The sequence below is a fragment of the Vibrio sp. V12_P9A6T4 genome (assembly GCF_963874835.1).
GTDB lineage: Bacteria > Pseudomonadota > Gammaproteobacteria > Enterobacterales > Vibrionaceae > Vibrio > Vibrio anguillarum.
The window spans coordinates 1-12,283 of sequence record NZ_CAWNJO010000091.1 but is presented as its reverse complement, the minus strand read 5'-3'; the positions used below and the strand labels follow the sequence as shown (position 1 = coordinate 12,283).

Here is a 12,283-nt window from a genome sequence, read left to right as displayed (position 1 = left end):
GATAGTATGTCTGTGAGATAAATGAGGTCATCTACAATATTAATTATAGATAATTTCATTTTTGGCATTAACACTATGTTTAATCTAGCTAATAATATTGATTAAATTATTAGCTAGAATGACTTAACGCTAAGCGATGAGATCGTTTTTCCAGCTTTGAGCGATGAAATCAATGAATTGGCGAACCAATGGGGTTTGATAGCTACGAGAAAGATACACAGCCCATAGTGCGCTGCTTGGGCTGTGAAACTCTGGCAAAACGCGTACTAGTGTTCCTGAGGCGATAAAGACATTTGCAAGATCGCATGGTAGCCGTACGATGCCTTTGTGATGTAGGGCAGCACGGCATAAAATTTCCATATCATTAGCGCGGATGTTGCCATTCACGGTGACAGAGAGCTGTTCATTGTCTTTAACCACATCCCACTTGTTATTACTCATGTGCACAAAGCAGTTGTGCTGGGTTAAGTCATTGGGTGTATTGATAGGAGGGTGTTGGTTGAGATAGCTAGGGGAAGCGCATATGACGGTGCCGACGCTCATTAAACGGCGAGCGATAAGCGTATCATCCGGCTGTTGGGTAAAACGCAGGGCAATATCCACGCGTTCATCGACCAGTTGTGAAAGGCGATCTGAAGCGACAATGTCAATTAACACATTGGGGTGTCGTTGCGTGAAGTCTTCAACAACGGCCAATAACATGTTTTGAGCAAGGCCTATCGGCGCGGCAATGCGAATGGTACCGTTTAAGAGTTGTGACTGTTCCAACGCCCGTGTTTCAAGTTCGGCAGTTTGGTGCAAAATTTGTTCGCAACGGATTAAAGCCTCTTCACCGGCGGTGGTTAGGCTGACTTTGCGTGTCGTGCGGTGCAGTAACCTCTGCTTTAACCAATCCTCAACTTCTTGGACATGACGTGACACTTGTAATCGACTTAAGCTCAAGTTGTCTGCGGCTTTGGTAAAACTGGCAGTATTTGCCACTTCGATAAAACTGCGCATGGCGGTTAGTCTGTCCATGGTAGGCCTTTATTAGATACGAATATTGATACAATCTACATCATTTTTGGGTGTTTTTCCTCCTTCGTTTAACTACTAGACTACAATTGTTGTCGAGAAACAGAAACCGAATGAGGAAATAAATTATGAAAATTGCAGTATTAGGCGCATCAGGTTGGATTGGTAGTCACATTGTCAATGAAGCAAAAGCACGGGGCCACGAGGTGATCGCGTTAGTGCGTGATTCAAGTAAAGTCGATGCTGAAGGTGTTAGCGTTCAACTATTTGACTTACAACAGCCTTTGTCAAAAATTAGCGCTGCGTTAGCTGGTGTTGATGTCGTGATCGCTTCTATTGGCGGACGTGCAGCTGGCAACCACGATATTGTTGCAGCTACAGCGCAAAAACTGCTGTCGGATCTACCGCAAGTGGGTGTGGATCGCCTACTGTGGGTTGGTGGTGCGGGTTCATTGGAAGTCGCTCCCGGTATCAAATTGGTGACCGTAGAAGGTTTCCCTGAAGAGTACAAAGGGGAAGCATTAGCGCAAGGCGAAGCGTTGGATCTCTTCCGTGCGAGTACAAGCAAGGTTAATTGGACATTTGTTAGCCCGGCCGCTGAGATTTTTCCGGGTGAGAAACAAGGTGCTTACCGTGTGGGCGGTGACGCTCTATTGTCTGATGCTGAAGGTAACAGCAAAATCTCAGTCAGTGACTATGCCCTCGCGATGATCGATGAGTTAGAAAGTGCCGCTCACCCTCGTCAACGTATTGGTGTTGCTTACTGATACCAGACCGATAGATCAATTTGGCTATTCTCTTGATCGAAAATTGCTGATAACGTGAACGAAGTAATGCTCTCTATGGGCATTACTTTTCTTTGTTTCGCTTATAGGCATTTTAATGGAAATGTTCAGTAGTACGGCGCTTATCGCCATGTTTCTTATTTTCTTGGGTTCATTTGTGCAAACGGCGATTGGTTTTGGTTTAGCGATCGTCGCAGCGCCCTTGCTGTTCTTGATCTCCGCCGATTACGTTCCTGCCCCCATTTGTATCGTGGCGCTGTTTATTTCTATCTTGAACGCCTTAAAGCATCGCTCGAACATTGAGCTTGGCGGTTTAAAAATGGCGCTGATTGGTCGCGTTCCCGGTTCAATTGCGGGCGGTATCCTTCTGGTTTTAGTCTCGACGGATGTACTGGCGTTATGGCTTGGTTTATTGGTGTTATTTGCCGTGGCTGTTAGTTTATTGCCGTATCGCATCGAACCTACCCCGATAAAAATGGGTATTGCGGGTTTTTTCTCCGGTTTCTTTGGCACCAGTTCCGCGATTGGTGGGCCGCCGATGGCGTTGATCCTACAGCATCAAGAAGCGAATCAGTTGCGTGGCAATCTTTCGGCATTTTTTGTGTTTAGCTCGATCATCTCTTTGATTATTCAAATACCGGCAGGTTTTCTGACGTTACATCATTTATGGATAACGATTCCGCTTATCCCCTCAGCTTGGTTGGGTTATAAGTTGGCGATGATGACCACGCAATCACTACCCAAAGATAACATCCGTTTCGCTGCGTTGCTGCTTTGTACGATAAGCGGCGTTACGGCGGTATGGCATGGTTTAGCCTAGCGTTAATCTTCCGTTCAGGTCATGCAATGATACTGAAAGGGTTTATGGGTCTATTTTATACGGAGTGGCAGTGATGAGAACAATCGGCAATATTATTTGGTTTTTACTGGGCGGAGTGTTTATGGGGCTCGCTTGGTGGTTTTTTGGTCTCCTTGCCTTTATCAGCATTATTGGCATTCCATGGGGGCGTGCTTGCTTTGTTATCGGTAACTTTTCGTTTTTTCCTTTTGGGCAAGAGGCGATTTCCCGTGATGAATTGACCAATCAGCAAGATATTGGTACCAGCCCATTTGGCTTAATCGGCAATGTGATTTGGTTTGTTTTCGCTGGTTTTTGGTTAGCCGTTGGTCATATTTTATCGGCGGTGGCGTGTTTTATTACCATCATTGGCATCCCTTTCGCACTACAGCATTTGAAACTCGCGGTTATTTCTTTGGCTCCGATTGGTAAAACCATCGTCCCGAAAGAAGAGGCGGCTAGAGCTCGCTATTCTTCTTATCGTTAATATAGGTTTTGTTTTTTGCTCCTTTTCTCTCGTGTTGCTCTCTCAGTGACGAGGGGAAGGGGGCATCTTGCCAACGCGATTAATACGCTTTAATCCCAAACTCTCGCAGTTTTCTAGGCAGAATGTCATCTAAATGCGCAATGTCCTGCGGATGAATATTAATCAGAGCAAAGCCGTGATCGTGGTAAATCGCTTGAGTTTGTAAGCGCGTTTTTTCGTCGGTTGCGCCACTATCTGAACCCCAATATTGTAAATAGACTTTCCCTGTTGGCAGATAAAAATCGCACATCACATCAGCTTCTATCGGCAACTGACGCTCATAAGCGTGGACGACGCCCGCCAAATAGAGCCAATTATCGATCAATAATTCGCCGGTCGAGCGAACATAGTGGCCGTCTAAGGTGCGATGTTTTGCCTCAAATTTTTGGCGAAAGTTGGACAATGATTTATCGGTCGATTGGCTGTGAGCCTCTTGCCCTAAAAATTCGACAATGGATTGTTTCAGACGTTTATGGCGAGTCACCGTATCATGCCAAACAACAAATAATTGCTCAGAAGCTTTGTCTTCACGTTGCTGGGCGCCAGCTCTGAGCCCAGCCTCCGTTACTTGCCAGCCTTTTTCTGTTTTAGATATCCAGCCTAACTCACTCAATAGTTGATTTATTTTTTTGGGGTTGAGCCTGAAATGATCGCCAAGTTGAGTGGCACTTAACGTTTTCCCGCTGGTGGCTTGTGTGTCGACGAGCAAGTTTTCCGGCCAGACAATAAATTGGCCATATTGCGTGTGCTGGGCGTATTCGCCGCCAAATTTTGCTCCCAGTTCTGTTAATACCCACTTGTTGTCGAAGCGGTTAATGTACCCTGCTTTTTGGAGGTTACTGAATAGTTGTTTAGCGTCTGTATTACGCAATTTAGCCAGTGCCGAGGTTGAATGTTTTTCTACCATCGTTCTCTCCTATCTCTCTTGAAATCGATCCAACAGATTGATATCCCTACCTTACTTGAATTTTTAATAAATGACAGTGTGAGAGCATGAGATCGTTTTTAAAAAACGGAGTGGTTTGAGTGAATAATGCTTTTATTAGTATCTTAAATTGAATCAGTGAAGTTCATTATTGGATCTATTTGTTCTAAATAAAAAACAATAAGATGTTATTACTTCGAACAATGAATGAAAGGTAAACACAATGACAATTTCAAAACCGTTGATAACGGGTTTTTTGCTAGCAAGCACTTCTTTCTCAAGTTTAGCCGCATTGACGTTTCAAACGTACAACCCAGGGGAAAATGGAGTCTTTCCAGTTAGCTCAACACTGATCAGTGGTGAGAAACAAGCGATTTTAATTGATGCTCAGTTTGGTACAAAAGATGGCCAAGCTTTAGTGGACATGATTAAGCAGTCAGGTAAAGAACTTAAGGCCATCTATATTAGCGCTGGTGATCCTGATTATTATTTTGGTCTAGAACCGTTGGTTTCGGCGTTTCCTAACGTTGATGTTTTAGCAAGCCAAGCGATTGTTGAGCATATCAAGTCGACGAAAGACGCTAAGCTACAGTTTTGGGGCCCGATACTAGGAGAGAGTGCGCCAAATAAAATTATTGTCCCTAAGATTTTTGACCACAGCGAGTTTTCATTAGAAGGTGAGAAGATCGAAGTGAAAGAGCTTAATACACACCAAGCTTACTTATGGGTGCCTTCTGAGAAAACGATTGTCGGTGGTGTAGCGGTTGTCTCTGGTATGCATGTTTGGACGGCTGATAGCCAAACCCCGAAAGCGCGTGGTGAGTGGGTTCAAGCTTTAGAGAAAATGCAGATGCTTAAGCCAAAGAAAGTCATTCCTGGACATTATTTTGCTGATATACCGCAGGGTGTCGAAGCCGTAAAATTTACTAAAACCTACTTGGCGAAATTCGAACAGGCTATTTCAACCTCGAAAGACTCGGCACAAGTGGTATCTAAAATGGTCGCAGCTTATCCAGCGCTTCCAGGTAAAGAGGACCTTGAATTAAGTGCGCAAGTGAATATGGGTGAGCGTACTTGGTAACAATATCAACGCGAGTTATTGGCTCGCGTTTTCTACTCCAGACGGTTTGGCTTCAATATTGCCTGTTTTTACCCATACGTTACTCAATTTATACATGGCGCAGACACTGCATGTGAGCACTTCTCCTTTGCCATGGATCACAAGCACGATATCTTCTCGTTTTTCTTTCGAGTTATTGCGTAGCTGGATCGTCAGTTGATTACCATCTACGCTGTAAGCGCGAGACCAGTGCTGAGTTTCAGATTCAGCACGTACAACACCCTCTTCGAAAATCAATAAGTCATCATTGAACTGGTTGTCATAAGTCCCTTTGAACTCATAAGTTTCACGGTTTAACCAACGTTCAAGGTCATCTTGAAAACAGCCTTGCAAAGTGGCTATAAGGACGAGAATACTGATTGATTTTGCCGTAGATCTTATCATGTTGCTGCAACCTCTGTTGTTGTTCGCTCAAGTTCTAATAAGCTCGCTTTACGGTTTAAGCCCCCCGCATAGCCAGTGAGTTTACCACTTTTTCCGATCACTCTATGGCAAGGAACGATGATCGAAATTGGATTTCTACCATTGGCCAAGCCGACAGCCCTTACGGCTTTGGGGTTACCGATCGCCTCTGCAATCTGTTGGTAGTTCCAAGTTTCGCCATAAGGTATCTTGCATAATGCTTGCCACACAGATTGTTGGAACTCGGTGCCTTTTGCCGCTAAAGGTAAAGTAAATATAGTCCGTTTCCCGGAAAAGTACTCATCTAACTGTTTGATAGTATTGATGAGTATAGTGCAGTGTTCGGATTTTACCCCTAACTCTGTTGGCATGGAGGTTTCGGTTTCAAACCAAGCCCCCAATAAACCTTGCTCGCAGGCTTGCAATGTCATGATTCCTAAGGGGCTGTGATAGTGGGTGAAGCTATTCATATTAGTAATTCCAACAGTGAAAGGTGGCGTAACTTCCCCAAGGTGAAACCTTGTCTGCGTTCAGCTCAGGAAAATGGCTTAAGGCCTTCTTAACCACCAAATCAGTGTCTAGAAAGCAATCTGAATCGGACTGACCTCTTAACCTAGCGTAGTTTACGGTCCACGGCCCAATACCTTTTAGTGAAAGCCAAGCATCCACATCGGCTTCAGGGTGTTGGTACATGAATTGAGCAAAGCGTGTTAAGGTCTCTTTTCGGCTGTGTGGCATCTTTAAAAAGTGCAAATCAAGCTGTGCGATTTGTTCCGGGCTTGGAAAGTAACTGCTCGTATTTTGAGCTGGGTTCACCGCATCGACTAATCGGTTGAGCTGGCCAATGGCTGCTTTTATCGAAACTTGTTGACCTAAAATAGCTCTGACTCCCGCCTCCCAACAATTCCAAACGCCGGGAATGCGGATTCCTGAACGAGTGACTAAACCCGGAGCGCAGTCTTCCAAATAGGCCTCGATGTGGCTGATGTCGGCTTCGAGGTCAAATAGGCGGCGTAGTTTTGCCACCAAGTAACGCAGTTTGGTGATGTCTTGCAACTCGAATTCAACCTCTAAATGGGTCTCAGAGGTTAAGCTGGCACGAAACCAGCCAGTCGTATTGTGTATGTTGAAGGTGCGTTGATAATGATTGTTACTGACCTGTTCAATGGCGTTTACTGCACGTAATCGATAGAAATCTAGCATATGTTGCCAATCGAAAGGGCCGCGAAAAGAGAGTGTTAATAGGTTTTTTGTCATCAATGCAGTTTTAGATTGCCGCACTTGGCTGGGGGTCAGTTGCAACGTTTTGATAAACGCATCGTTAAAGCGGCGGGTACTGTTGAACCCACAAGCGAATCCTATATCGGTAATGGACAGAGCACTGGAATGCAACAACTGTTTAGCAAACATCAACTGATGGTACTGAGCATATTGTTTCGGTGACACTCCTAAATGGGTTTGAAACAGTTGTCGTAGGTAGCGGTCACTGATCCCCAAACGTTCGGCAAATTGAGCCAGATTGCTCGATTGTAATTCACCTTGCTCAATAAGCTTGATTGCACGCAAGAAGGTGGTTTCAACTCCTTTCCATGCCCAAGAATGAGGTGCACTGTCTGGGCGGCAACGTAGGCATGGCCGATAACCCGCTTGTAGAGCCAGTGCGGAGTTGGCGAAGTATTCAACATTCTTTTCTTTTGGCAGGGTTGCCGGACATATTGGGCGACAAAAGATGTTGGTTGTTTTGACGGCAACGAAAAATCGTCCATCAAATCGCGGATCACGGCTAGTGCGAGCCTGTTGGCATTGTTCCTTATCGAGTTCCATCCATGGTGCCATTTGGTATAACGAGCCTTATGCAGTTGTTATAAGCTAAGTGTATGCATGAATTCTGTCGATACTAGCCATTTTCGGAACTGGATGGCTTTTTCTGCGGTTTCTCTTGAAAAAGGATATTCATAACGCTGTATTCAATACCCGCTACAGCGTTATGAATTTGTTGGGTCAGTCGAGAATGACCTCGCCCGCTTGTTGTAATGAGTAAGCACTACTAGGGTTGATGTTTTTGACTAACTTTTCCACTTGCATAATGGCTTCTATCGATGAGCTGTTTTTTCGGTAGCTGAGGAAGATGGGACGCTGCCAATCTTCCACATTGTCAATTCGATACAATTGGCCAGAGTGGATAAAAGGTTCAACAAGTGAGGTAGGAAGGTAAGCGCTTCCCCCTTTTTCTAAAATGAAATCAAGTGCGATACGAGCGGTCGAGGTGCGCAAATAAGGGGTTGGCGTCTTCGGATGTCGCTCAGCATGCTCGGAGGCGAAACGGCTTCCCCAATCGACGTACACGTATTTATTATCAAAGGCGGTTTCCAGTGTGTCAGGACGCGTCGAAACCAATACCAGTACTAAATCTGCGACTTTTTTGCAGTTTAGCTCTTCGGCTTTAATTGGGTCAAAGGCAAACGCCATATCTAAGGTACGCTCCAGTAGGCTGCGGTTGAGCTGCTCGCGCCCCATGACTTCCGCCATAAAGCCATAACCGCTAAAAGCATCAGTCACAACGCTTAAACAGTTTTGTAGATGAGCATCCCAAACGTTGGGCGTTCCCCCTAATGTCAGCTGCAAAGCTCGGCCATTTTCCAAAGAGAGCTCAAACTTGGCTTGTTGCAAAGTAGCCACCATCACTTCGGCATAGCCAACGAGTCGTTCTCCTGCCGATGTGAGCTTTATGTTGTTGCGATCACGCGTAAACAGCTGAGCATCAAAATAATTTTCTAATTGCTTGATGCGTGCGCTGACGGCGGCTTGGGTCAAATAAAGGTTTTCAGCTGCTCGCCCAAAATGACGTACTTTGGCGAGTTCGAGAAAAGTGCGAAAAACTTTTACATCCATATTAAATCCTCTGAAATTACCCCGTCAGATTAACAAGGAAGTGCAATTATGACGATAAAAAATTTTTGTTTTTCTTTTCGGAGATTTACGCCTAATTTTCGCGTGATCTATCGCTACATGGTAGTAGCGCCATTCACATGAGGTTGATATGTCTGAGACTGAATTCCGTCACGGAAAAAAACGTTTTTACGACAATACAAAGTTTCCACGAGGCTTTGCTAAGTCTGGTGATTTTACTCTTGCAGAAGAAGAACTTCTCACCATTTATGGTGGTACCATGCTTGGTCTTGAATCTGGTGAACTCACGCCAGAGAATGCCGAAGAAGCTCATTTTGTTAAGGCGATTGAAAACCCAGGTAAAGCGAAATCTAAGTTAGAGCGTGTCTGGTTAAAATACACTCAACTTGCTCGCGGTCGTAAGCGTTTCCATACGTTGAACGGTCGCAATAAACCGGAAAGTGGTGACGACTATAATGATGAAGAAGTCAGCTTAACGGAAGAAGATTAATCTGTATCTCTAATGCAGGATCTTAAGCCGTAATTTGGTCAGCTTTCTCATTTATCTCTTCAGCCTTATTGTCTCAATAAGGCTGACAAACTCACTTGCATCGCCTTTCATATAAGAGATCTCTGTGCAAAAGAGTGTGACTCAATCAAGATGAGAAAAGTGCTTTCGCTCAAAGCCCTAGTATTGATGACTCACTCGGGCTTTGCATTATCGCCACTCTGCTCATTTGGTCGCGCTTAGCCAATCCATGAGCTGGGTCAACACCGCTACTTAGCCAAAATGGCTACTTTTTTCAAAAAGCTGTCGCGTAGATGCTCTTGGTCATAATCGAGATGGTAGGTATTGTGGAAGCCAACTTTTAGCTCCACACCATTTCCTCGCATGTAAATGTTATAGCCGTCATAGTCTGAAAAAGCTTCGATACCTTCATAGATTTTCCCGAACTCAGTCGGTGTACCATGCGCCATTACTGTTTCATAAGCATGGAGAATTTTCGCGGGTTCAAGTTCGTTTTTCATGGCATTTGCTCCTTTCTTGCTTGTTACTCCAAGTATGGGTAATGAATGCACGCTTCGCCAGATAGTGGAGTGATAGCGACTCAAACTTCACTTAATTTTATAGATGAATTTTTATCTCATTTGGTTATAGCATGTGCCGTATTAGTTAAGCTTACCTGTAGAAATTGCTACAAATTTAAGCGCATTTCTGGTTGAGATTTGAAGAAAGAGCGAAAATTTGACCTAAAACAATGGCAGTTACCCAACACTTATTTTATAATGCGAATTAATGTTCTATTACACCATAATATTCCAATAACTAGGGGCCAATCATGAGACTTATCCCGTTAAAACAGGCTGCACAAGTCGGCAAGTGGGCAGCAGCACACATCGTAAAACGTATCAACGCATTCAACCCAACGGCAGACCGTCCTTTTGTATTGGGTTTACCTACTGGTGGTACACCATTGACGACTTATAATGCACTGATTGAAATGCATAAAGCAGGCGAGGTGAGCTTTAAGCATGTCGTGACATTTAATATGGATGAATACATTGGTATTCCTGAAAATCATCCGGAGTCATACCGCTCATTTATGTATAACAATTTCTTCAATCATGTTGATATTCAAGAAGAAAATATCAACTTACTGAATGGCAACGCACCAGATGTTGATGCAGAATGTAAGCGCTATGAAGATAAAATTAAATCATACGGCCGCATTAATTTATTTATGGGCGGTGTGGGTAATGATGGGCACATCGCGTTTAACGAGCCTGCTTCTTCACTTTCGTCACGCACTCGCATTAAGACACTGACAGAAGATACACGCATTGCAAACTCTCGCTTCTTTGATGGTGATATCAACCAAGTTCCTAAATACGCGCTAACGATTGGTGTAGGCACACTGCTAGATTCAGAAGAGATCATGATTTTGGTGACAGGCCACAATAAGGCGCTGGCTTTGCAAGCGGCCGTGGAAGGAAGCGTCAACCATTTGTGGACAGTCTCCGCACTACAACTTCACGCGAAATCAGTCATTGTATGTGATGAACCATCGACTCAAGAACTAAAAGTGAAAACCGTAAAATACTTTGCGGAATTAGAAGCAAAAAATATCGAAGGTTTCTAAGTCTCTCCCAGTTGGGAAAGGACATTCATAAACAAAAGGCCTGCTAACATCAGCAGGCCTTTTTACACTTTGTAGCAAATGGGACTTTCTATCAAATGGGGAAGTGCGAACGAAATCGGTAGTTGAATTAACCTTCAGCAGCGATTTTCGCTTCTTTTAATTCAACTACTTGTTTCTCCGGGGCAGGGTAGGTTACTCCATTAAAGCGCCCACCTTGTTCAATGCTCAAGTCGTCGCTATAAATAGACCCTGTGACGCTCCCTTTGCTTAAAATTTCAATTTTAGTCGCGTGACATGTGCCTTGGAACTCGCCATTAATGATTATGTGGCCTGCGTACAGCTCACCATTAACCGTGCCTGTTTCACTAATGACGATGGTTTTATCAACGTGCAATTGACCTTCTACCGACCCGTCAATTTGAATGTCGCTTTCTAACCTGAGTTCCCCACTAATGGAACAGCCTTTTGCGATGAGAGTTGTAGCTGAGTGCTGACTCTTAGCTCGACTTTGTTTACTAAAGATTCCCATCGGATACCTCTTACCTTACTAAATATCGTTTCAAAATCATTCACGCCCCAATCAACAAAAGGTCTTGGATCTAATGAACGGCCGACAAATCGAATTTCATAGTGCAAATGTGGGCCAGAAGATAACCCACTGTTTCCAGAATAAGCAATTAAGTCGCCCTTCTGTACAAAATCGCCCCCTTTCACGGCAAATTTTTGCAAATGAGAATAGGAGCTGGTAAATCCATAAGAGTGCTGTAAGCGTAAAAAATTGCCTGACCCTTTATCACTGGCGCGAGTGACTTCGGCAACGCCATCGGCTGGTGCATAAATTGGCGTGCCTATGTTAACCGCAAAATCTTGCCCGCGGTGAATTTTGACGTTGCCGGTCACAGGATGAATACGCTCACCGTATCCTGACGAAATTCTCGCATTATGCACAGGTGCACCGCTGGGTATTTGGGTCAGCATCACCATTCTAACTGAAGAAGTGATAGCGGCGGTGTCTAAACGTGATTCTAATTCCGCTCCGCTTTCATCCATACCCAATACTTTTTCAAGATCGCCGAGCCTGTCTGAAACAACCTGCATCTTTTCTTCTCGTTCGAGCAGGTCATTCTCTAAGCTGTTTTTTAGCTCCTTTAAAGAGGTGACTTCTTCGGTCAGTGACATCGACTGGCTCTCTAACTCTTGTTGCTTGAGTTTAGCAAAATCAACTTCATCAAGAAGGTAATAGATAACGCCGCCAGTGGCGAGAATACTGGCAACCAGCACATAGCCAAAACCTTTTAAAAAATGTCGGAACCATTTACCGAGATGAAAGTGCTTCGTCCCATGGATGGATGAAACGGAAACAACCACTCTTTCTTTCATGAATTCGTTCACAGCGTCTATGGTTAACAGTACAGCCGATTCTAACAGGGAATGCTCAGGGTCAAAACATTTTGCGTTGTAAGGCTATACTCGTCCCACCTCTTATTGTTCGGTTTGTGAATTGGAGCGTATCCTTGGCCTGCTTTTAGAGGAAGATCCGATGTTGTTAGTAAAAAAAGCCATATTAATGTATGAGCTCATATTAATATGGTTTTGTGTATATAAGTTACAAAATAGACAATATGGAAGTGGTGGCTTTATTT

15 protein-coding genes are annotated in these 12,283 nt (G+C 44.2%); 6 read left to right on the top strand and 9 right to left on the bottom strand.

What is annotated here, in order from left to right:
* Window positions 1–129: 129 nt before the first annotated feature.
* Entirely contained in the window at window positions 130–1,017 is an 888-nt protein-coding gene (locus AACQ42_RS14440; RefSeq protein ID WP_013868239.1) for a LysR family transcriptional regulator, read from the bottom strand.
* A 125-nt stretch (window positions 1,018–1,142) separates the two neighbouring features.
* Here AACQ42_RS14440 and AACQ42_RS14435 point away from each other — a divergent pair, with 125 nt between their 5' ends.
* From AACQ42_RS14435 to AACQ42_RS14425, 3 genes are all read left to right on the top strand, one after another.
* Window positions 1,143–1,781 carry an NAD(P)-dependent oxidoreductase gene (locus AACQ42_RS14435; protein WP_017043238.1) on the top strand — a complete coding sequence of 213 codons (639 nt, stop codon included), beginning with the start codon at window positions 1,143–1,145 and terminating at the stop codon, window positions 1,779–1,781.
* Between the two features lie 115 nt (window positions 1,782–1,896).
* Entirely contained in the window at window positions 1,897–2,619 is a 723-nt protein-coding gene (locus AACQ42_RS14430; protein WP_013868241.1) for a sulfite exporter TauE/SafE family protein, read from the top strand.
* Between the two features lie 73 nt (window positions 2,620–2,692).
* A complete protein-coding gene (locus AACQ42_RS14425; RefSeq protein WP_026027764.1) occupies window positions 2,693–3,124 on the top strand; it encodes a YccF domain-containing protein in 432 nt (143 codons plus the stop codon).
* Window positions 3,125–3,203: 79 nt separating this feature from the next.
* Here the strand turns inward: AACQ42_RS14425 and AACQ42_RS14420 are convergent, their stop codons facing one another.
* A complete protein-coding gene (locus AACQ42_RS14420; protein WP_094165394.1) occupies window positions 3,204–4,070 on the bottom strand; it encodes a glycerol kinase in 867 nt (288 codons plus the stop codon).
* 241 nt (window positions 4,071–4,311) lie between these two features.
* Here AACQ42_RS14420 and AACQ42_RS14415 point away from each other — a divergent pair, with 241 nt between their 5' ends.
* Window positions 4,312–5,169 (top strand): Vmh family MBL fold metallo-hydrolase, encoded by an 858-nt coding sequence (locus tag AACQ42_RS14415; RefSeq protein WP_047687631.1) that lies wholly within the window; start codon window positions 4,312–4,314, stop codon window positions 5,167–5,169.
* 15 nt (window positions 5,170–5,184) lie between these two features.
* Here AACQ42_RS14415 and AACQ42_RS14410 read toward each other — a convergent pair whose 3' ends face one another.
* The 4 genes from AACQ42_RS14410 to AACQ42_RS14395 all read right to left on the bottom strand — a co-directional run bounded on the left by AACQ42_RS14410 (window position 5,185) and on the right by AACQ42_RS14395 (window position 8,502).
* Window positions 5,185–5,592, bottom strand: a complete 408-nt coding sequence (locus AACQ42_RS14410) for a hypothetical protein (protein ID WP_094165392.1) — start codon at window positions 5,590–5,592, stop codon at window positions 5,185–5,187.
* Window positions 5,589–6,080 (bottom strand): methylated-DNA--[protein]-cysteine S-methyltransferase, encoded by a 492-nt coding sequence (locus tag AACQ42_RS14405; RefSeq protein ID WP_017049332.1) that lies wholly within the window; start codon window positions 6,078–6,080, stop codon window positions 5,589–5,591. The genes AACQ42_RS14410 and AACQ42_RS14405 overlap by 4 nt, the downstream gene beginning before the upstream one ends.
* Window position 6,081: 1 nt before the next feature.
* On the bottom strand, window positions 6,082–7,434 hold the full coding sequence (locus AACQ42_RS14400; RefSeq protein ID WP_017049331.1) for a DNA-3-methyladenine glycosylase 2 family protein: 1,353 nt from the start codon (window positions 7,432–7,434) through the stop codon (window positions 6,082–6,084).
* 177 nt (window positions 7,435–7,611) lie between these two features.
* Window positions 7,612–8,502, bottom strand: coding sequence for a LysR family transcriptional regulator (locus AACQ42_RS14395; protein ID WP_013868248.1), 891 nt, complete (start codon window positions 8,500–8,502; stop codon window positions 7,612–7,614).
* A gap of 148 nt (window positions 8,503–8,650) precedes the next feature.
* Here AACQ42_RS14395 and AACQ42_RS14390 point away from each other — a divergent pair, with 148 nt between their 5' ends.
* Window positions 8,651–9,010, top strand: a complete 360-nt coding sequence (locus AACQ42_RS14390) for a DUF413 domain-containing protein (RefSeq protein WP_017049330.1) — start codon at window positions 8,651–8,653, stop codon at window positions 9,008–9,010.
* A gap of 266 nt (window positions 9,011–9,276) precedes the next feature.
* Here the strand turns inward: AACQ42_RS14390 and AACQ42_RS14385 are convergent, their stop codons facing one another.
* Window positions 9,277–9,528: a DUF3081 domain-containing protein gene (locus tag AACQ42_RS14385; protein WP_017044957.1), complete on the bottom strand. Its 252-nt coding sequence runs from the start codon at window positions 9,526–9,528 to the stop codon at window positions 9,277–9,279.
* Between the two features lie 311 nt (window positions 9,529–9,839).
* Here AACQ42_RS14385 and nagB point away from each other — a divergent pair, with 311 nt between their 5' ends.
* On the top strand, window positions 9,840–10,640 hold the full coding sequence (nagB, locus tag AACQ42_RS14380; protein WP_013868251.1) for a glucosamine-6-phosphate deaminase: 801 nt from the start codon (window positions 9,840–9,842) through the stop codon (window positions 10,638–10,640).
* Between the two features lie 127 nt (window positions 10,641–10,767).
* On the opposite strand, the gene AACQ42_RS14375 is transcribed toward nagB, so the two are convergent.
* Both AACQ42_RS14375 and AACQ42_RS14370 read right to left on the bottom strand, forming a co-directional pair.
* Window positions 10,768–11,064, bottom strand: coding sequence for a bactofilin family protein (locus AACQ42_RS14375; protein ID WP_305951630.1), 297 nt, complete (start codon window positions 11,062–11,064; stop codon window positions 10,768–10,770).
* 8 nt (window positions 11,065–11,072) lie between these two features.
* On the bottom strand, window positions 11,073–12,020 hold the full coding sequence (locus tag AACQ42_RS14370; RefSeq protein WP_017044959.1) for a M23 family metallopeptidase: 948 nt from the start codon (window positions 12,018–12,020) through the stop codon (window positions 11,073–11,075).
* Window positions 12,021–12,283: the final 263 nt, after the last annotated feature.

Excerpts from the sequence above, each read along its gene's own strand:
- AACQ42_RS14390 (WP_017049330.1), top strand. The coding sequence starts at position 8,651 with ATGTCTGAGACTGAATTCCGTCACGGAAAAAAACGTTTTTACGACAAT.
- AACQ42_RS14400 (WP_017049331.1), bottom strand. The coding sequence starts at position 7,434 with ATGGAACTCGATAAGGAACAATGCCAACAGGCTCGCACTAGCCGTGAT.
- AACQ42_RS14425 (WP_026027764.1), top strand. The coding sequence starts at position 2,693 with ATGAGAACAATCGGCAATATTATTTGGTTTTTACTGGGCGGAGTGTTT.
- AACQ42_RS14435 (WP_017043238.1), top strand. The coding sequence starts at position 1,143 with ATGAAAATTGCAGTATTAGGCGCATCAGGTTGGATTGGTAGTCACATT.
- AACQ42_RS14395 (WP_013868248.1), bottom strand. The coding sequence starts at position 8,502 with ATGGATGTAAAAGTTTTTCGCACTTTTCTCGAACTCGCCAAAGTACGT.
- AACQ42_RS14370 (WP_017044959.1), bottom strand. The coding sequence starts at position 12,020 with ATGAAAGAAAGAGTGGTTGTTTCCGTTTCATCCATCCATGGGACGAAG.
- nagB (WP_013868251.1), top strand. The coding sequence starts at position 9,840 with ATGAGACTTATCCCGTTAAAACAGGCTGCACAAGTCGGCAAGTGGGCA.
- AACQ42_RS14405 (WP_017049332.1), bottom strand. The coding sequence starts at position 6,080 with ATGAATAGCTTCACCCACTATCACAGCCCCTTAGGAATCATGACATTG.
- AACQ42_RS14420 (WP_094165394.1), bottom strand. The coding sequence starts at position 4,070 with ATGGTAGAAAAACATTCAACCTCGGCACTGGCTAAATTGCGTAATACA.
- AACQ42_RS14415 (WP_047687631.1), top strand. The coding sequence starts at position 4,312 with ATGACAATTTCAAAACCGTTGATAACGGGTTTTTTGCTAGCAAGCACT.
- AACQ42_RS14385 (WP_017044957.1), bottom strand. The coding sequence starts at position 9,528 with ATGAAAAACGAACTTGAACCCGCGAAAATTCTCCATGCTTATGAAACA.
- AACQ42_RS14410 (WP_094165392.1), bottom strand. The coding sequence starts at position 5,592 with ATGATAAGATCTACGGCAAAATCAATCAGTATTCTCGTCCTTATAGCC.
- AACQ42_RS14440 (WP_013868239.1), bottom strand. The coding sequence starts at position 1,017 with ATGGACAGACTAACCGCCATGCGCAGTTTTATCGAAGTGGCAAATACT.
- AACQ42_RS14430 (WP_013868241.1), top strand. The coding sequence starts at position 1,897 with ATGGAAATGTTCAGTAGTACGGCGCTTATCGCCATGTTTCTTATTTTC.